Consider the following 19,579-nt stretch of genomic DNA (forward strand, 5'->3'; position numbering starts at 1 on the left):
CGACGGCCGTGCAGTGACGGCCGTCGGCGACCCTCACCAGTCCATCTACGGCTTCCGCGGCGCGTCAGCGGGCCAGCTCGGCACCTTCCGAACGACTTTCCCCACCGCCGCTCCGAACGGCGGGTGGGTTCCCTCTCCTGTAGCCAACCTGTCGGTTGCATGGCGCAACTCGAAGGCCATCCTCGCGGCGGCGAACGCGGTGTCCTCACCGCTGGGGGTGCCTGCGCCGTGGTTGCGCACGGCGCGCTCCCTCGTGGTGCCCGAGCTCGAACCGAAACCAGAAGTTCCGGTGGGCGAGGTCATCCTCGGGAGATTCCTTTCCGAAGCTCGCGTAAATCCGCCCGTGATCGCCCCCATGGATTCGGCTGGCAGCGGGGATCCCGCATCCGCAAATGACACCGTGGAACCGGGTGCTGCCAGAAGTGAAGCCGAAGCCCTGGCTGCACAGATCACCCACCATTCACGACGCACCTTCGAACGGGACGAGCAGGGGGCGCGCCTCCGTCCCACCCTGGCAGTTCTGTGCCGCACGCGGAAGCAGTTCGAACCCATCCGTAGTGAGCTGGAGCGCCAGGGAATCCCGGTGCAGATCGTAGGGTTGGGCGGATTGCTCCGTACACCGGAGATCGTCGAGATGCTGGCGGTACTGCGGGTCCTCGGCGACCCTGACCGTTCTGATTCGATGCTCAGGCTGCTGGCCGGTGCCCGGTGGCGCATTGGTCCTGCGGACCTCATGGCCCTGGGCGACTGGTCGCGGCAGCTGTTCCGCTCCCGCGAGGCGGGAGGACGCCGAAACGCCGGTACCGATGGTTCTGCCGACGACGGGGAGAAGCCGTCGGAGACCATCGTCCAGTACGACATCGCGGAGGCCGGGAGTCTTGTCGAGGCGGTCGACCATCTACCGCCGTTGGACTGGGTCTCGGCCGCCGGCAGGGAGCTCGGCGCCGAGGGGCGCGCCCGGCTCGCGGTCCTGAGGGACGAACTGCGCTCCCTGCGGCACTTCGTCGGAGATGACCTCACCACCATCATCGGCGAGGTGGAGCGAACCATCCTGCTGGACATCGAGGTGGCAGCAAAGCCGGGAACAAGTATTCACGACGCGCGGCGGAACCTCGACGCTTTCTCCGAAGCGGTCGCCGGTTTCACTGCCGCGGCCGAGCGGGTCGACCTCCCGGCATTCCTGGCCTGGCTCGAGGCTGCGGACGCGGAGGAGGACGGTCTCCCCGTGACACAACTCGAGGCCAGCAGGGACGCCGTCCAGCTCCTCACGGTTCATGCCTCCAAGGGCCTCGAATGGGACATCGTGTTGGTTCCCGGCCTGAACGGAGGTGCTTTTCCAAGCGGAACCGATTCCCGGTGGAGCTCCGGTGATTCAGCCATTCCCTGGGGGCTTCGCGGGGATGCTTTCGAACTCCCGCAGTGGGACTGGGAGCAACCGGATCAGCTGGGGTGGCTGGAGAGCGAAAAAAACTTCGCAGGCGAGGCCAAGGCGCACACCGAGCGTGAGGAACGGCGGCTTGCCTACGTGGCGTTCACCCGTGCCAAACATGTCCTCGTCTGTACCTCGTCCGCCTGGGGCGGGGGACGGACCAACGCTTCCGCCGCCTCCGGCTACCTTCTGGAGTTGCTGGCGCTAGCCGAACAGTCCGAGCCCGGCTTCTCGCTGATCCAGTGGGTTGCGGAAGAGGATGAGGGGAGCACCAACCCTGCCAATGCCGTGCCGCAGCGGGCACGATGGCCGTTCGATCCGCTCGGCTCGCGCAGGCCGGCTCTCGAGGCGGCAGCGGCATCGGTCACGGAAATAGTCGACCAATTCGCTTCACCCGAAGGGCACGGCGCAGAGCCCGCACCCGGAGGGCGCTGGGTCCGGGAGGTGGATCTCGCGCTCGCACGCCAGTCCGAGGACAATGCGTCCTTCCCCGTGAAGCTGCCACCCCACATCTCCGCGTCGACCCTCGTGGAACTCGTCGAGGACCCGGCGGCGGTGATGACCCAGCTTCGTCGGCCCGTGCCGCGCCGCCCCGGGTCCGCGGCCCGGAAAGGTACCGCTTTTCATGCGTGGATCGAGGAATTCTATGGAACCAGCGGAATGCTCGACCTCGGTGAATACCCAGGCGCCGCAGACGAGCACGTCGACCAGGTCCTTGGCCTCGCCGACATGGCCGAGATTTTCAAGCGCTCCGAATGGGCCGCCAGGACACCGGCAGGTATCGAGGTTCCCATCGAAACAAGGGTGGGTGAAGTGGTTGTCCGCGGCCGCATCGACGCGGTTTTCCGGGATGCCGACGGGGGCTGGGATCTGATCGACTGGAAGACCGGCCGTCCTCCCAGCGGGGCGCGCAGGGATACGAAAGCCGTGCAGCTCGCGCTCTACAGGCTCGCCTGGTCGCGGCTCAACAATGTGCCGCTTGAGCAGGTCCGCGCAGCCTTCTTCTATATCGCCGACAACAGGTTGGTGCGTCCGCATGATCTGGCGGGGGAGGAAGACCTCGTAACGATCGTCTCCTCGGTGGAAGGGCCTAGCGGCGGCCGGAAATGATGGGAAGGGCCGAAGTCTCGACGTCGTTCATGGCCATCGAGGTCGGGGAGCCGCCGTCCGGGCGGAGCCGCGCGACCTTCGACGATGCGGCGCCCTGGTGGTGGTGTACCCGGGGGCGCTCGTGGGGTTCGCCCTCGTGAAGCGCATCACTGTAGGCCGAGCCGGGCCGGGCTCCCGGGTAGGCGTGGCTGCCGTTCCCCGAAAGGGAGTATGGTTGACCGCCTGGCTGGCTGCCCGGTTCTTCAGCCGATTCACCGGCCGGTTCTTCGGCGTCCGCCGATTCCGGAGCGATGAGAGGCTGCGCAGTGGGCGCGCGCTCCGCAGTGTTCACAGCTCGGGCGTCGTCCTCGATACCACGGGCCTGGACCTTCCCAAATTCATCCGTCGAGTTCTGGTCGCCGCGCCGGGCCTCAGTGCCGGAACCGGTGTGCCCGTCGCGGCCGTGTCCCTCGATGTCGTGCAGGTCCTGTCCGGTGCCCTGCTCCGCATCAGTCATCGGCTGCACGTCATAGACAGCAGGACCGTTTGCGGGTGACTCATGCTGGGTGGAGTGTACGACGAGCTCGGAGGCTTCCACATCGGCCTGGAGTGTCTCCAGCATTTCTTCCGCCTCGGACACCATCTGGGGGTCCTCGAGCGATATTCCGCGCACGAGCCACTGCGCCAGGGCGAACTCCGCCGCGAGCGACGCCCTGCGGGCGATGTGCGGGTCGACCGGCAGCTCGGAAGCCGCCGCGTAGGCCGAATAGACGCCGTCCACGAAGGAGTGGTCGGCTGCGGCGGCGAGCCAGGCAAAATCATCCGCCGGATCTCCGATGCGAAGGTCGGTCCACCCGGTGACGGCAGCCACCCTGCCCGCCGAGACCAGGAGGTGGTCCTCATGGAGGTCGCCGTGAACCACCGACGGACTGAAGCGCCACAGAGCCACGTCCTCGAGTGCATGCTCCCACCGGCGTAGGAGGACTGCCGGGATACGGCCGGTGGTGGCCGCCTGATCCAGCTCATTGAGCTTGCGCTGCCGGAACTCGTTTGCCCCGTAGCTCGGCAGGTCGGCCTGTTCGACGAGCAGCTGTGGGAGTTGGTGGATCGCAGCGATCGTCCTGCCCAGCTCTGCAGCCATACCGGGGCCGGCCGATGCCAGGGCGTCCAGGCTCCGGGTGGTGCCTTCGAGGTGTGAATAGACGAAGGTGCTGATGTTTCCCTGCCGCACGCTTCCTGCGATGTGCGGGATCAGGAAGGGCAGTTCCGCCTTGACTGCGGGGGTGAACGCCCTCAGTGCCTTCACCTCGGTCTCGAGCCTCATGCTCGCTTCGACATGCTTGGGCGAACGGACGCGCCATTGCTTCCCGGAATCGTCGACGAGGAGCGCCGAGTCGAAGTCGGCGGTGTCGTCCGGAGCGCCCGCCACACCGGTCGGGGCGAGGCCCGGCACAGCGGCGCTGGCAATTGCAGCGAGTTCCATGGGGGTCCGTTTCACAAGTTCAACGGTAGGGGGTTTCGGAGGTTCAGGAGTACTTGGGGCGCGGCGAGTCGTGAGATGGGTAGCACTCGCCCTCCACGGAGCCGTTTCGAAATGTCTTTTGGGGGAGGGAGAAAGTACCTTTGAATAATGACTGAACCGCTTCGATCCCTGGTTCTCCCACCCCTGGGTTCCTTACCGCTTTCGCGGTCGGACACTGATCGGGACGGACTCCGCCGGCAGGATCCCGACCTGTTCGACACGTTGTGGTCGTCTCCGGAAACGCTGGTCCTCGTGCTGGCCGGGGGACTGGCCCCCGTCACCGGCACCCGGTTGAAGCTCTTTCCGTCCGGCGAGATACCACAACCCGCAAATCCCATCTACCTCGGGCGGGTGTTGCCGGGCGCCGCAGATGCAGGACGGCAGGTAGTGCTCGTCGTGCGTGACGAACCCGACTTCACTCTCGCTGCAGAGGGGGAGTGGGTAGGACTGCGCGAAGTCGCGGCCGCGCTCGATCCCCGCGACGCGGGGCTTTTCGTGGCAGGTTCCGCAGTGGCCAACTGGCACGCAACCCACACCCACTGTCCGCGCTGCGGATATCCCACCATTCCCGTCGACGGCGGCTGGGTGCGGCGATGCCCGCGGGACGGCTCCCAGCATTTTCCCCGCACGGACCCGGCCATCATCGTCGCCATCGTGGATGAGGACGACAGGCTGCTGCTCGGTTCGGCAGTCACCTGGCCGGAGAACCGCTTCTCCACGCTCGCCGGATTCGTCGAGCCCGGGGAGTCGCTTGAAGCCGCTGTCGTACGGGAGGTCGCTGAAGAATCGGGTATTGAAGTTCACTCGCCCCGCTACCTCGGCTCGCAACCCTGGCCATTTCCCGCCTCCATCATGCTCGGCTTCACGGCGGTGGCGGCGGGGACCGCAGTGGTGCCTGACGGCGTCGAAATCCAGACCGTGCGGTGGTTCACGCGCCGGGAACTCTTCGAGGCGGTCCGGGACGGTGACATCACCGTGGCGGGAAGCGTGTCCATCGCACGCGCGATGATCGAACGCTGGTACGGCGGGCCACTTGACGAGGAACCGGCAGAGGTACGCCCGTAGTGTCCGAACAGCCTTTCGAAGAGCGGATCCTGGACGGACTGGACAGCGAACAGCGCAGCGTCGCAACCTCCCTGTCGGGACCATTGTGCGTCCTGGCCGGAGCTGGAACAGGGAAGACGCGGGCCATAACGCACCGCATTGCCTACGGCGTCCATACCGGTGTGTACAAACCACAGCAGGTCCTTGCGGTGACCTTCACCGCAAGGGCCGCGGCGGAGATGCGGACCCGGCTCCGGGATCTCGGTGCAGGTGGCGTGCAGGCCCGCACCTTCCATGCCGCCGCACTGCGGCAGCTCCAGTACTTCTGGCCGCAGGCCGTCGGGGGTCCGTTGCCCGCCCTCGTGGATCACAAGGCGCAACTCATCGCCGAGTCGGCGAGGCGCCTGAGGCTTTCGACGGACCGGGCGGCGATCCGTGACGTCGCAGCCGAGATCGAGTGGGCGAAGGTGTCCATGCTGACGCCGGACAACTACACCGCGGCAGCAGCCGGCCGCGCCGAGCCCGCGGGAATGGACCTGACCACCGTGGCCCGGGTCTTCACCGCCTATGAGGACCTGAAGATCGATCGGAACCTGATCGATTTCGAGGACGTCCTGCTCACGACAGTGGGCATCCTTCAGGAGGACGAGAAGGTCGCGGCAACCGTGAGGAGTCAGTACAGGCACTTTGTCGTCGACGAATACCAGGACGTTTCGCCGTTGCAGCAGCGGCTCCTCGACCTCTGGCTGGGCGAGCGCCACGAACTGTGCGTGGTCGGGGATGCCAGCCAGACCATCTATTCCTTCACCGGGGCAACCTCCCGCCATCTCCTCGAGTTCACGAAACGGTACGAGGGTGCCCAGGTGGTGAAGTTGGTGCGCGATTACCGCTCCACCCCCCAGGTGGTGCGTCTCGCCAATACCCTTCTCGCCGCGCGCAATTCCGAAGCGGACAGGCGGGCGGTGGACACGTTCTGGTCCAAACCGCTGGAGCTGATTGCCCAGCGGGACGCGGGTCCGGAACCGGCCTTCACCGAGTGCAGCGACGATGACGCAGAGGCTGCCGAGGTTGCCCGCCGCATCGGTCAGCTCCGCGAGGCCGGGGTGGCGGCGAGTGAGATCGCCATCCTGTACCGAACGAACGGCCAGTCCGAGGCCTATGAGCAGGCGCTGGCCAGTGCGGGCATCGGGTACCAGCTGCGCGGAGGCGAGCGCTTCTTCGCCCGCCGTGAAGTCCGCGATGCCCTGCTCCAGTTGCGCGCAGCGGCGCGGGTCCAGGGCGACGACGACGTGCCCCAGCAGGTGAGGGATGTCCTCGCCTCCCTCGGCTATACCTCCGCCGCTCCCCAGAACTCCGGGGCGGTCCGCGAGAAGTGGGAGTCGCTGGCAGCGCTCGTCGGCCTCGCCGACGAGATCAGCGCCGCACGGGGAGCGGATGGTTTCACCCTCCAGGGATTTGTCGCGGAACTCGAGGAGCGCTCCGCTGCCCAGCATGCGCCCACGGTCCAGGGGGTCACACTTGCGTCGCTCCACTCCGCAAAGGGGCTGGAATGGGACGCTGTCTTCCTCGTGGGCCTGAGTGAAGGACTCATGCCCATCTCGTTCGCCGACACCCAGGAGAGCATCGACGAAGAGCGCCGGTTGCTGTATGTCGGAATCACGAGGGCGCGCTCGCACCTGTTCCTGTCATGGTCTACTGCCCGGTCGCCGGGGGGACGTGCCAGCCGGAAGCCCTCGCGCTTCCTCGATGTGCTGCGGCCGGCGGGATCCGGAACCCAGGCCTTCCGCCAGCCCAAGGCGAGACAACCGAGGAAAGCTGCAGGGCCCGCGCTGTGCAGGGTCTGCCGTCGCCCGCTGAGCACCGGCTCGGAGCGGAAGATGGGCAGGTGCTCGGAGTGTCCCGCAACCTATGAGGAACACACCTTCGAGGCGCTGCGTACCTGGCGCCTCGAAGAGGCACGGGAGAAGGATGTACCTGCCTTCGTCGTGTTCACCGACGCAACGCTGATCGCCATCGCGGAGGCACGGCCCCAGACCCTTGATGAGTTGGGGGACCTCGCCGGCGTGGGCTCCGCCAAGCTCGAGCGGTACGGCGAATCGGTTCTCGACATCATCGGGGACAGCTGAAATGACGGGTGACCTGGTGGGGGGCTCGCAGGGGGATCCACCGGCCGTCCGCGCCGGAACACGTGGGGACGGGCGCCGCGCGGCAGGGGCGCGCCCCGTCGTCGTCCGCCGGTCAGCCCGCCGGAAGCGGACGGTCAGCGCCGATCTCCGGGACGGGCGCATCGTCGTGTCGATCCCCGCCCATTTCTCACCCCTTCAGGAGGACGAGTGGGTGGCGCGCATGGTGCGCCGCATGGATCAGAAGTACCCGTTCGGACCTCCACCCACCTACGACGCGCCCGTCGAGCAACTACTGGGCAGGGCGCGCAGGCTCGCCGGGGAGTTTTTTGAAGGCAGGGGCGTGCCGGACACGATCGGCTGGGTCACCAACCAGAATTCGCGGTGGGCATCAGCCACACCCGCACGGAAATCGATCCGGCTGTCCTCGAAGCTTCAGAGCATGCCGGGATGGGTGGTGGACTATGTGATCCTGCATGAGATGGCCCACCTGATCGAGCCGTCACACAATGCGCGGTTCTGGAAGCTGCTCACCGCCTATCCCCGCACCGAAACCGCGAAAGCGTTCCTTTCCGGTGTGTCATTCGCAGCCAACCGAGCTGCCGGTCGGACCGCCGGACACTGATTCCCCGGCTCCGACCGGTTGCTCTCCGCGGCGCAGGCCGGGGAGAGCGGCGTCCCCCTACCACCCGCTAGGTGAGCTAGACCGAGGGGTTCCCCGGCTTCCCGCCACCATCGGCGTCGTCCGCGTCACCGGAACGGTCGTCGGAGCCCCCGGCACCGTCGGAACCGCCGTCGGAGCCGGCCACAGCGTCGGAACCGTCACCGGCGGCTTCCGGTGGATCGTCGGAGGTGTCCTTGGCCTCGAACCCTCCGGACAGCAGCCTTTCAAGCGCGGCGTCGACATCGGCCTCCGACGACTCGACCAGCTTGCGCCGCTGGGAGAAGCCCTGCGGGTCATCCAGGTCCTCAGCCGTCGGCAGGAGATCCGGATGTTCCCAGATGGCATCGCGTCCCTTGATTCCCCGCTCGTCGGTCAACAGTGACCACAGCGATGCGGCCTCCCGCAGCCTGCGCGGCCTCAGCTCGAGGCCCACCAGTGACGCGAAGGCGTGCTCGGCAGGCCCTCCCGTGGCTCGGCGTCGCCTCACCATCTCACGCAGGGCGGACGACGACGGCAGGTTGGCTGTGGCCTCAGCTGTCAGTTCGTCCACCCATCCCTCCACCAGGGCCAGAACGGTTTCGAGCCGCTCGAGGGCTGCGTCCTGTTCCGGTGTCCGTTCGGGCATGAAGACGCCCTGGGAGAGGGCGGCCTGCATGCTCTCCGGGTTCGTCGGGTCGATGTCCCGGGCGGCCTCCTCGATCTTCGACATATCGATGTGGATGCCGCGGGCATAGCGTTCAATCGTTCCGAGGAGGTGGCCGGTGAGCCACGGCACCTGGGTGAAGAGCCTTGCGTGCGCTGCTTCACGGACAGCGAGGAACAGCAGGACCTCCTGTTCGGGAACATCCAGGCCCTGGCCGAAAGCCGCGACGTTCGAAGGAAGGAGGGCCATGTGCTCGTCGGATAGCGGGACTCCGATATCCGTCGATCCGACGACGTCCTTGGACAGTGCACCTACGGCCTGGCCGAGCTGCATGCCGAACATCGCCCCACCAATGTTCTGCAGGATCGAGGAGGGCCCGCCCATCATGCCCATCATCGACTTCATTTCCTCGGGAAGCTGGTTGCTGATGGTTTCCGAGAGCGCCTTCGCGATGCTCGTCGCTACGGGCTCGGTCAGGCGCCGCCAGGTTCCCATCGTCGCCTCGACCCATTCAGCCCGGGACCAGGCCCGGCCGAGATGGCCGGTACTCGGGAAATCAGTCACCGGATCCAGCCACATCTCGGCCAGTCTCAGCGCCTCGTCGACGCTCCGGCGCTGCACGGGCGACACCGTCGGATCGTTGTCCGTCGCTGCAACCCGCCGGGCGTGGTCATGGGCGAGCTGCCAGTTCACCGGGCCCTCGCTGGGTGTGGAAAACATCGCCTGGACCTGCTGCATCATCATCATCATTGCCTGCGGGTCGGAAGGAAGTCCGGCGGCCCGTGCGATTTCCTGGGGGTCGAAACCCTGGGCGTCCCCTCCCATCATCCGGGCAATCATTTCGGAGAGCGGATCCTTGGGTGCGTCGTCGTCCGACGGGTTGGATGGGTTGGTCACTGATACCACCGGTCCTGGGATAGCGTCTGTTGCCCGAGCAGCCTGATGACGGCTGGCGGTTGTTCGCCCTACGGTACCGGGCGCTCCACGGACTTGTCCCCGATGGGGCTGTCCGTTCGCTGTCGGCAAAGCCCCGGCGGGTGTGCGTAGCCGCAGGTGGGCACCGGGTGCTTGCCGTGCGCCCCGGAAGCACCGATTAGGCTGGTATGAGGCATAGTGCAGCAGCGCCTGCTGCTGCGGAGCGCCGGTTCGACCAGAGGAAGAAGCACCCTTGACAGATCCACAGCAGTCCGTGACGCCTGAACCGGCTGTACCGAGGCCGCGGGACCCCCGGTTCTCGGCCGTACCGAGGCCGCGGGACCCCCGGTTCTCGGCCATGGCGGTGTCGGGAACCCTGGCAGTGGTTCTCGGCGGCGCTGCCCTCCTGATCCCCGCTCCCTATGTGGTCGAAGCCCCGGGTCCCACCTTCAACACCATCGGCGAGGTCAACGACCAGCCCCTGATCGAGGTGTCCGGAGCGGAAACCTACCCGGCCGAGGGCGAGCTCAGCCTGACGACTGTCTCCGTCCAGGGTGGACCCAACCGGCAGGTGAGCATTTTCGAGGCATTCAGCGGGTGGATCGATCCTGAACGTGACGTCCAGCCGGAGGAGATCGTCTATCCTCCGGGAACCACCCAGTCCGAGCTCCGCGAACAGGGGACGGTCGCCATGACCTCTTCCCAGGACGCCGCTATCGCCGCGGCGCTCGGTGAGCTCGACATCGCCTTCAGCGAATCCCTGACCGTCGCCGGCCTCGCCCCTGACTCGGCGTCATTGGATGCACTCCAGGAGGGGGACGTCCTTTCATCCATCGACGGCACCGACGTGGTCGATATCAGTACGATCCGCACTGCATTGAACGACGCCGGCGGTGATGCGGTCGAGCTTACGGTGGAGAGGGACGGCGCTTCCACCCAGGTGACCGTGGTGCCGAAACGGTCCGAGGAGGGGAACTACCAGCTGGGAGTGCTCCTGAGCTCCACGTTCCAGTTCCCCTTCGACGTCTCGATCCAGCTCGACAACGTCGTCGGACCGTCCGCGGGAACAATGTTCGCACTCGGCATCATCGACATCCTGACGGAGGGCGACCTCACCGGGGGGCGTTCCTTCGCCGGCACCGGCAGCATCGACTCGGTCGGAAACGTCGGACCCATCGGCGGAATCGCGCAGAAGCTGACCGGGGCGCGTACCGACGGTGCCGAAGTATTCCTGGCTCCCGCGGCGAACTGCGATGAGGTGGTGGGCCACATTCCGGCCGGCCTGACGGTGGTGAGTATCGAGACGCTCGACGACGCCGTCGAGGCGGTCGAGATGCTGGGGAACGGCGGGAACGCCTCGTCGCTGCCTTCGTGCAGCTGACGCCCGATCAGGACACGGTTCGATCACGGTCGGCGGGGATCCTCCGATCGGGGGAACTGGATTGGGCGGCCCACGCGTGGACAGGGCAGAATGAAAACACGAAGGCGGTGGCTGCACGCTGTTTCAGGTCGGTTTTTTCCCCGGCTAACTGAAGATGGTCCAGTCAAGGTCGTCGTGATCCGCAGCAGCCAACGATGAGGTAGATGTGACATCCGGACCAGACCGGCCATTCGGCAGCAGGCCGAGCCCAGCAAGTTCCTCCACCCGACGGCGCAGCCCGCTGATTCCCACGATCATCGTGGTAGCGGTCATCGTCATTGCCCTCGTCTACCTTTCACAGGTGTACGCCGATGTCCTCTGGTATGACCAGCTCGGCTACCTCGAAGTGTTCATCACGGAAAATCTCTCGCGGATCGCGCTCTTCCTCGCGGCGTTCCTCGTCATGGCAAGCGCCGTGTACTTCAGCCTCCGGATTGCGTACCGCAGCAGGCCGATCTATGCTCCGGACAGTGCGATCCAGGACAACCTGAACCGGTACCAGGCGCAGCTCGAACCGATCCGACGGCTCCTCATGCTCGGCATTCCCCTGGTGCTCGGCGCGTTCGCCGGCACCGCGGCGTCCTCCCAGTGGCAGCAGGTCCTCCTGTTCATCAACCAGGAGCCGTTCGGCAGCCAGGACCCCGAGTTCGGGATCGACTACGCGTTCTACATGTTCTCGCTCCCCTTTTTCGGCTTCCTCACAGGGTTCCTCCTGAGCGTCGTCATCATCAGCGCCATCGCATCGGTGCTGACCCATTACCTCTACGGCGGCATCCGCCTCGAGGAAAAGGGTGTGTTCACCACCAAGGCGGCAAGGGTGCAGATCGCCGTCGTTGCTGCACTGTTCCTCCTGCTGCAGGGCGTGAACTACTGGCTGGACCGCTACGCCACCCTGCAGGGCCAGGGACGATGGGCCGGCGCGCTCTACACGGACGTCAACGCGGTCATCCCCACCAAGGCCATCCTCGCCGTCGCCGCCGTCATCGTCGCAGTGCTGTTCATCGTCTCCGTCATCGTGGGTAGGTGGCGGCTGCCGGTGATCGGTACCGCCATGCTCATCATCACTGCGTTGCTCGCGGGCGGGGTATACCCGTGGGTCGTCCAGCGCTTCCAGGTGGTTCCCTCGGAACTGACCCTCGAAGGCGAATACATCGACCGCAACATCGCCCTCACCCGCGAGGCCTACGGGCTCAACGAGGTGAAGGTGTCGGCGTACAACCCCATCGACGTGCCCGAGGCCGGAGCCCTGGGCGACGAGGGAGAAACCACGACCAATATCCGCCTTCTGGATCCGAACCTCGTATCCGATGCCTTCAGCCAGCTGCAGCAGTTCCGGCAGTACTACCAGTTCCCCGAGACGCTGAACGTCGACCGGTACGAGATCGACGGCGAAATCCAGGACACCGTCATCGCGGTCCGGGAACTCGACACGAGCGGCGTCCCGGCCGGTTGGGTGAACGAACACGTCTTCTATACGCACGGGTACGGCGTCGTCGCTGCAGCAGGGTCCACCGTGCAGCCGGACGGACGCCCGGAGTTCCTGCAGGCCGGCATCCCCTCCACAGGGGTGCTGGGTGATGAATCCACCTATGAGCCACGCATCTACTTCGGTGAGGAATCCCCGGTGTACTCGGTGGTGGGAGCTCCTGAAGGGACGGCTCCCAGCGAGATCGACCGGCCCCAGAGCGAGAATTCCGACAACGAGTCGCGGAGCACTTTCGTGGGGAACGGCGGACCGATGGTCGGAAATGCCTTCAACCGCCTGGTCTACGCCCTCAAGTTCCAGTCCACGGACCTCCTGCTCTCCGACCAGGTGAACAGTGAGTCGCAGATCCTGTACGACCGGGATCCCGTGGAGCGCGTGGAGAAAGTCGCTCCCTACCTGACCCTGGACGGGAACAGTTACCCTGCAATCGTCGACGGCCGCGTGAAGTGGATCATCGACGGCTATACGACGAGCGCCGACTTCCCGTATTCCACACAGCAGGAACTGGAGTCCGCCACCCAGGACTCGCAGACGGCAGAAGGATTCTCCACGGCCCTACCGGCGGAGCAGGTCAACTACATCCGCAACGCGGTCAAGGCCACGGTCGACGCCTACGACGGCACCGTGGAGCTGTTCGCGTGGGATGACGAGGATCCGATCCTGAAGTCCTGGCAGAACGTCTACCCGTCCTCCATCAAGCCCTACAGCGAGATGTCAGCGGACCTCATGGCGCACGTGCGTTATCCGGAGGACCTGTTCAAGGTCCAGCGTGAACTTCTGGCCCGGTACCACGTCACCGAGACCGAGCCTTTCTACAGCAACAACGAGGCCTGGAGCGTCCCCGGGGATCCGACCCTGGGCTCCGAGTCGACCGTCCGGCAGCCGCCGTTCTACCTGACGCTGCAGATGCCCGAGCAGGACGCCGCGGCGTTCTCCCTGACCACGCCCTTCATCCCGTTCGTTCCGGTAGGCCAGGAACCTCGCAACGTCCTGTACGGGTTCCTTGCCGCCAACGGGGATGCCGGCACCGGTGAGGACGGCGTCAAGAGCGAGGACTACGGCAGGCTGACCCTGCTCGATTCGTCGGGCCAGGATTCCACCGTCGGTCCGGGACAGGCGCAGAACCTGTTCAACTCCGACACGACGGTGTCCCAGGACCTCAACCTCCTGCGCCAGGGTGCGTCGGAGGTCATCAACGGCAACCTGCTGACCCTGCCGATCGGCGGCGGCATCGCCTATGTCCAGCCGGTCTATGTGCAGTCCTCGGGAAGCTCGTCCTTCCCGGTCCTGCGTCGGGTGCTGGTGAGCTTCGGGGATGACGTCGGATTCGCGCCGACGCTCGATGAGGCCCTCGACCAGGTGTTCGGGGGAGACTCCGGGGCGACAACGGGCGACAGCGAGAATGTCGGAGAGACCCCCGATGATCCGGCAGCGCCTCCCGAAGAGGGCGGCACGCCTCCTGCGGAGGGCGACGGCGGAGCACCACCTGTCGCTCCCGGCGGGACGACCGATGATCCGGCAGCGGACCTGAGGACGGCGCTCGATGACGCAAGCGCCGCGGTCACGGAGGGCAACGCTGCGCTCGCCGAGGGCGACTTCGCGGCATACGGCGAGGCGCAGGACAGGTTGAACGATGCCCTGCAGCGGGCCCTGGCGGCCGAGGAGCGCGTTTCAGCGGGCGCCGGCGGCTGAGGTTCAGCCTCGATTTGCCTCTTCGCCCCGCGGCCGGTAACGTTAGTTATACGCCGCGGGGTGGAGCAGTTCGGTAGCTCGCTGGGCTCATAACCCAGAGGTCACAGGTTCAAATCCTGTCCCCGCAACGAAGAAAAGGTCCGGTCGACAGATATGTCGGCCGGACCTTTTCGTCTGTGGACAGGACCAGACGCCGTGTCAGCTGGTCCGCTGCGGTCGGAGGCCGCAGCACGCGGGACCAGAGTTACGGTTTCCGCAGCGCCTGGTACGCCGCAAGCGCCCGCTCCCGGCTCTCCCTGAGGTCGACCACCGGGGCAGGGTAGCCCTCCGCCCGTCCCTTCCACGGTTCGTGGATGTTCTCGGCATCGGCAAGCTCGGGGACGAAGCGCAGGAGGTACTTTCCCTCGGGGTCGAATTTCCTGCTCTGGGTCACCGGATTGAAGACCCGGAAGTACGGGCTGGCATCAGCTCCTGATCCTGCCACCCACTGCCAGTTCGCCGCGTTGCTCGCGGTGTCGGCATCGACGAGGCAGTCCCAGAACCATTGCTCGCCCACCCTCCAGTCGATCAGGAGGTTCTTGATCAGAAAGGACCCGGTGACCATCCGGATCCGGTTGTGCATCCAGCCGGTTTCCCACATCTGCCGCATGCCCGCATCCACCAGCGGATAGCCAGTACGACCCTCCTGCCAGGCCTGCAGCTCCGATCGGGTTGAGCTCTCCCAGGCGAAGGCGTCGAACTCGGGACGGTAGTTCTTCGTCGCCAGCTCCGGGTTGAAGTACAGCAGCTGCCAGCAGAATTCGCGCCAGCCAAGTTCGGAACCGAAGACCCGGATGTCCTCGCCGACAGAGGCGTCCTTCCGCTCCTGGGCGGCATGCCACACGTCGAAGGGACTGATCTCCCCGAAGCGCAGGTGCGGCGACAGCCTGCTGGTCCCCTCGGAGGCAGGGAGGTCGCGGTTCTTCTGATAGCCCGACACGTGGTCGTCGAGGAATTCAGCGAGCCGACGATGGGCGCCGTCCTCGCCTGGTGTCCACGTTTCCCGCAAACCCTGTGCCCAGTTCGGTCTGGTCGGCAGGAGCGCCCAGTAGTCGAGCTCGTTCGACATCGGGGGATTCCCGCATCGAAGTGATGACGGCGCCCCCAGGGGTTGCCGTGGTGGGTGCCCGTCCATGCAGGCCCGCCAGAACGGCGTGAACACCCGATAGGGCCCGCCGGACCCGGTCGTCACGGCCCAGGGTTCGAAGAGAAGGTTCGCCTGGAAGCTGGTCGCAGTGACGGCGTGCTCACCGCACCAGGTCTTGATGGCGGCGTCGGCGCTGCGCTCGGCCAATCCGTAGCGGCGGTTCCATACCACGGCGCCGGCCCCGGTCTCTTCGATGAGCCGGGGTATCACGGCGGCGGCGGCACCCCGGCGCAGGATGAGCGGGACGCCCAGTTCTGCAAGGCTTCCTGAAAGTGCCAGGAGCGAGTGGTGGAGCCACCAGCGGGAGGCCCCGCCGAGGGGGCGGATCCCGGGGCTTTCCTCGTCAAGGATGTAGCACACGACGACGTCGCCGCTCTGCGCCGCTGCGGATAGGGCAGGATTGTCGGCCAGGCGGAGATCGTCGCGGAGCCAGACCAGAGTTGGAGCCATGCGACCAACATACCTGCCGGAGAAGCGGCAGGAGGCGGCCGGGTCGAACCTTTCCTGACGACACGACGCCGCAGCGAATTCGCTGCGGCGTCTTGGGGACTGCGGGGCGAGCTAGTACTTGGGTGTCTCCGACCCCTGTTCGAGGGCGGGCGAGGACGACGTCCCACCGGACTTCAGAGCCGCGAGACGTGCTTCGATCTCCGTCTGCTCGCCGAGGTCCTCAAGGCTCTCGAACTGGGCATCCAGGCTGGAACTCGCCAGCTCCTGCTGGCCGCGTACCTTCGCCTCTTCCCGGCGGATCTTCTCCTCGAATCGTCCGACCTCGCTGGTGGGATCGAGGAAGTCGATGCTCTTGACGGCGTCATGCACCTGCTGCTGCGCCTGGGCGGTCCGGGAGCGCGCAATCAGTTGGTCACGCTTGCTGGTGAGCTCGTTGAGCTTGCCCTTCATCTGGGTCAGGCCGTTCTTGAGCTTGTCGACGATCTCCTCCTGCGATCCGATCGTCGGCTCGGCGCCCTTCGCCTCGGTCTCGGCAGTGATCTGGCGCTGGATCGCCACCTTCGCAAGGTTGTCGAACTTCTGGGCGTCCACCGAATCACCGGACGCACGGTAGTCATCGGCTTTCTTCGACGCTGCGAGCGCCTTGCTTCCCCAGCTCCGCGCGTTGTCGAGGTCCTCCTGATAATCGTCCTGCAGCATCCGGAGGTTCCCGATGGTCTGCGCGACCGCGCTTTCCGCCTCGGCGATGCTGTTCGTATAGTCGCGGACCATCTGGTCCAGCATCTTCTGCGGGTCCTCCGCCTGGTCGATCAGCGAGTTGATGTTGGCCTTGGCCAGCTGTGCGATCCGTCCGAAAATTGACTGCTTTACCATGTTGTTCCCTTTCGTTGTCTGCTGGGTACGTGCTGCATGCTGCATCTGTGCAAGTGCCTAGAAGCCGCCTCCACCGCCGTCGAAGCCGCCGAAGCCGCCACCGCCGCCGTCGAAGCCGCCGAAGCCGCCGCCGCCGAAGACGCCGCCGCCGTCGCCTCCGCCGCCCCCGCCGCCGAAGAAACCGCCGCCTCCGCCGTTGAGCAACCCTCCGAGGAGGATGCCGCCGAGGAGTGCGCCGCCCATGCCGTCGCCCCGACCTCCCCTGCCGCCGTACCCGGCCATGCCGCGCCCGCCGTACCCGCCGAACCCGTCGACGTCCTGCTCGGCAAGCTGGGCGGCCTGATTGGCGAGCACAGCGGCCTGCTGGGCGTGGGTGAGTGCCGACACCGGATCGGAGTCCTGGATCTGGAGTGCATATTCGAAGTTCCGCTCCGCCTCGGCCAGTCGCGTGCGGGCCTCGCTGCCCACTCCTCCCCGTCGTGCGCGGATGTAGTCCTCGGTGCCCGAGATGCGCGACTGCGCAGCCATCAGGGCATGGTGCAGCGAGTCCTTCGCACGGCGCGACTGATCCGCTTGGTCACGCACCCCGCCCAGGGCAGTGTCGAGCTGCAGATGCGCGGCTTCGACGCGCTGCAGGAGGGAGACCGGGTCGATGGGCCCGGCCTGGCGCCTGGACCGGACCGTCTGCAGGGCAGCCTCCGCGGCTGCGACCGGGCCGGCAAGGTCCTGGTGCATCCCCGTTCCGACCATGGCCCTGGCCTGCGCGACGTCCTCCGTGGTATCGGAGGTAGCACGGTCCAGCTCCAACTGCGCTGCCTCAAGTTCCGACGCGCGTTTGTCGATGGCGTCGAGGAGCAGGTTCGCCTGGTGGACGCCCTCCTCGGTGGCGCGAACGGCCACGACCGCAGGCCCGGTATCGCCGGCGTCGAGCTTCTCCCGCGCTTCGGCCGACGCGCTCTCGACGAAGGCGAGGCGTTCCCGAGCCTGCTCCACGTTGTCCTGCACCTGGCGTGTCGCCGAGTCGGCGTACCGCTGACGGAGCTGCGACAGCGTGCGTTCCGCCTCGGCGAAGCGCGTTCCGGCTGCGTTTCCCCGCTCACGCGCCGCCTGCAGTGCCTGGGGGGCGTTCCGCTCAAGTTCCCGAAGCGAGTCGAAATCGGCCTTGTGCTGCTGGAGCGATTCATTGACGGCCTCACAGCGCCGGATGATATCGCCCAGCCAGGCGCGTTGCTCTTCCTCGGTGTCCGGGATGTGGTCGTCCAGCTGCTGCTGGAGCTTGAAGGACTCACCCATGTGGGCCTTCGCAGCGGCGATGTCCGCGGTGAAGGTGCTTACCGCTGTGGCCCCGTACTGCGCCTCGGCGAAACCGACTTCCTGTTCGCTCGACTTGATGGCGTCGTCGGCCGCGATCAACAGGCTTCCCGCACGCTTTCTCAACTCCTCGACGCTGAGGGCGGCGAGGGGATCGACCAGTTCAGGATTTTGTCCCTGCTCTTGGGCGCCGGTGGAATACCCGTATTCATTGACGCCGCCGGCATCCTTCTTCTGCTTCTTCCGTGACTTGAGGTAGGCGTATCCACCCGCACCGGCGAGGGCCAGGGCGCCGCCGATTAGGGCGATCCCGCCCAGGCCGCTGGGATCGGCGCCTGCTCCGCTTTCGGCACCAGGGCCTCCGCCGGCGAGGACGGTCTCGGTGCCCTCCACCGCCGCGATGCCGGCTTCGGCCCAGTTCTGCTGGTCGAGTTGGGGCTGGATCTGCTGGGCGAAGATGTCGCCGGTGCTGGCTTCGATATCCGGACCGCCGATGAACCGGGCCTGCTGTGAGTCGACGGCCACCGCGAGCAGTGCCTGGTCTCCGGCGATATTGCTGACCTCAGCGGTCTGCTGGGCCCACGCGGTCGGATCCGACGGGCCGGTGAAGGAGTCCACGAACACCACGTTGACGGTGAAGCCGTATTCAGCCTCGAGATCGGCCACCGCGCTTTCGATGTCGGTCTCGTCGGCCGCGGTCAGCACGCCCGCGTCATCGAAAACCGGATCACCGTCGGGGAAATCGACGGGCTCCGCAGCGAAAGCCGAACCCACCCCGATGACCGGTAGTACCGTCAGCGCGCACAGGGCGGCGGCGGCGCCCATCCGCCTGGTGATTGATCGCATTCATAACCCTTCAGCATGTTCCCCCGATCACAACCGAATTCAGGAATGAGAGCGGACGACGCCGGGAGTCCTGGTTTTCCGATTCTATGGCGGGCACCGAGAGCCGTCCACCGGGGCCCCTATGCCCCTAGCGAAACCCGGCCCAGGCGGGGCGGGAGCCATACTGGTACGGAGCCGGCTCTCCGGGCAGGATCCGCGTCGAGCATCCAGCAACCTCCCAGCCGACGTCCAGCCGGTGCACCCGGCAGTTTCAGGGAGTGTTGGCATAGTGGAGGACAACTTAGACGGAAGGAAGTCGCATGACTGAGCAGTACGGCGTATCCAACGGGCCCGAAAGGCCGCTGCCTCCACGCCCCGGAAACCCACCGGCGTGGGGGTCGCAGGAAGCGACGGGCGACCCTGGTTCAACGCAGCACGCGGCCTACAACGGACACCAGCCATACGACACCCAGCAGGGCTTCGAGTCCCACCCCGGTACGTTCGGCCAGCAGGTGCCCCCGAGCGGCGCTCCAGCCAGCGGGGGAGGCCGGAAACGCGTCGGCCGAGGAACGTTCGCGGCGGGCGTCCTGATCGCTGGGCTGATCGGCGGAGGTGTGGCAACGGCGGGGAACGAAATGCTGGACGACGGCGCTCCGGCGTCGAACGCACCCGCCGGAGCGAGCGAGTCCATCGTCGTGAACAATACCGACAGCGTCAACGAGATCACGGGTGCAGCGGTGACGGCGTCTCCCAGCGTGGTGGAGATCGCCGTGAGCGGCGGCGGCTCGGGCGGGTCAGGATCAGGCATCATCCTCGATGACGACGGGCACATCCTGACGAACACCCACGTCGTCACGCTCGGTGGGCAGGTTGCCGATCCGAGCATCGAGGTGCAGTTGAACGACGG

11 protein-coding genes, 1 tRNA gene and 1 pseudogene are annotated in these 19,579 nt (G+C 66.4%); 8 read left to right on the forward strand and 5 right to left on the reverse strand.

Going from position 1 to position 19,579, the window contains the following annotated elements; all coding sequences use genetic code 11:
- Positions 1 to 2,539 (forward strand): 3'-5' exonuclease (locus Y704_RS20145; RefSeq protein ID WP_035772187.1); only part of this gene is annotated, 2,539 nt, incomplete at its 5' end.
- Here Y704_RS20145 and Y704_RS25655 read toward each other — a convergent pair.
- Positions 2,520 to 4,016 (reverse strand): phosphotransferase, encoded by a 1,497-nt coding sequence (locus Y704_RS25655; RefSeq protein ID WP_081747519.1) that lies wholly within the window; start codon positions 4,014 to 4,016, stop codon positions 2,520 to 2,522. The genes Y704_RS20145 and Y704_RS25655 overlap by 20 nt on opposite strands.
- 132 nt (positions 4,017 to 4,148) lie before the next feature.
- Between Y704_RS25655 and nudC the strand changes: the two genes are divergently transcribed.
- The 3 genes from nudC to Y704_RS20155 are packed head-to-tail and all read left to right on the forward strand — an operon-like array spanning position 4,149 to position 7,832.
- Entirely contained in the window at positions 4,149 to 5,105 is a 957-nt protein-coding gene (gene nudC / locus Y704_RS0109300; protein WP_026549919.1) for an NAD(+) diphosphatase, read from the forward strand.
- Positions 5,105 to 7,210, forward strand: a complete 2,106-nt coding sequence (locus Y704_RS0109305; RefSeq protein WP_026549920.1) for an ATP-dependent DNA helicase UvrD2 — start codon at positions 5,105 to 5,107, stop codon at positions 7,208 to 7,210. Before nudC ends, Y704_RS0109305 begins: the two co-directional genes overlap by 1 nt.
- 1 nt (position 7,211) lies before the next feature.
- Positions 7,212 to 7,832 carry a M48 family metallopeptidase gene (locus Y704_RS20155; protein WP_081747520.1) on the forward strand — a complete coding sequence of 207 codons (621 nt, stop codon included), beginning with the start codon at positions 7,212 to 7,214 and terminating at the stop codon, positions 7,830 to 7,832.
- 76 nt (positions 7,833 to 7,908) lie between these two features.
- Here Y704_RS20155 and Y704_RS0109315 read toward each other — a convergent pair whose 3' ends face one another.
- Positions 7,909 to 9,354, reverse strand: coding sequence for a zinc-dependent metalloprotease (locus Y704_RS0109315; protein WP_051476868.1), 1,446 nt, complete (start codon positions 9,352 to 9,354; stop codon positions 7,909 to 7,911).
- Positions 9,355 to 9,682: 328 nt separating this feature from the next.
- Between Y704_RS0109315 and Y704_RS0109320 the strand changes: the two genes are divergently transcribed.
- The 3 genes from Y704_RS0109320 (at position 9,683) to Y704_RS0109330 (ending at position 14,155) form a co-directional block, all read left to right on the forward strand.
- Positions 9,683 to 10,810 carry a YlbL family protein gene (locus Y704_RS0109320; RefSeq protein ID WP_026549922.1) on the forward strand — a complete coding sequence of 376 codons (1,128 nt, stop codon included), beginning with the start codon at positions 9,683 to 9,685 and terminating at the stop codon, positions 10,808 to 10,810.
- Between the two features lie 280 nt (positions 10,811 to 11,090).
- Entirely contained in the window at positions 11,091 to 14,027 is a 2,937-nt protein-coding gene (locus Y704_RS20160) for a UPF0182 family membrane protein (RefSeq protein ID WP_173401131.1), read from the forward strand.
- 54 nt (positions 14,028 to 14,081) lie between these two features.
- Positions 14,082 to 14,155: transfer RNA gene (locus Y704_RS0109330), tRNA-Met, on the forward strand.
- 116 nt (positions 14,156 to 14,271) lie between these two features.
- Here Y704_RS0109330 and Y704_RS0109335 read toward each other — a convergent pair.
- From Y704_RS0109335 to Y704_RS0109345, 3 genes are all read right to left on the reverse strand, one after another.
- The gene (locus Y704_RS0109335; RefSeq protein WP_026549923.1) at positions 14,272 to 15,663 is read right to left on the reverse strand and encodes a cryptochrome/photolyase family protein; all 1,392 of its coding nucleotides are present in this window, start codon (positions 15,661 to 15,663) and stop codon (positions 14,272 to 14,274) included.
- A gap of 111 nt (positions 15,664 to 15,774) precedes the next feature.
- A complete protein-coding gene (locus Y704_RS0109340) occupies positions 15,775 to 16,536 on the reverse strand; it encodes a PspA/IM30 family protein (protein WP_026549924.1) in 762 nt (253 codons plus the stop codon).
- A 57-nt stretch (positions 16,537 to 16,593) separates the two neighbouring features.
- The gene (locus Y704_RS0109345; RefSeq protein WP_026549925.1) at positions 16,594 to 18,693 is read right to left on the reverse strand and encodes a TPM domain-containing protein; all 2,100 of its coding nucleotides are present in this window, start codon (positions 18,691 to 18,693) and stop codon (positions 16,594 to 16,596) included.
- Between the two features lie 299 nt (positions 18,694 to 18,992).
- On the opposite strand from Y704_RS0109345, the pseudogene Y704_RS23980 reads away from it, so the two are divergent.
- Positions 18,993 to 19,579 (forward strand): annotated as a pseudogene (locus Y704_RS23980) (protease Do); the annotation flags it as partial.

The sequence above is a fragment of the Arthrobacter sp. Br18 genome, from assembly GCF_000520555.1.
Taxonomy (GTDB): domain Bacteria; phylum Actinomycetota; class Actinomycetes; order Actinomycetales; family Micrococcaceae; genus Arthrobacter_D.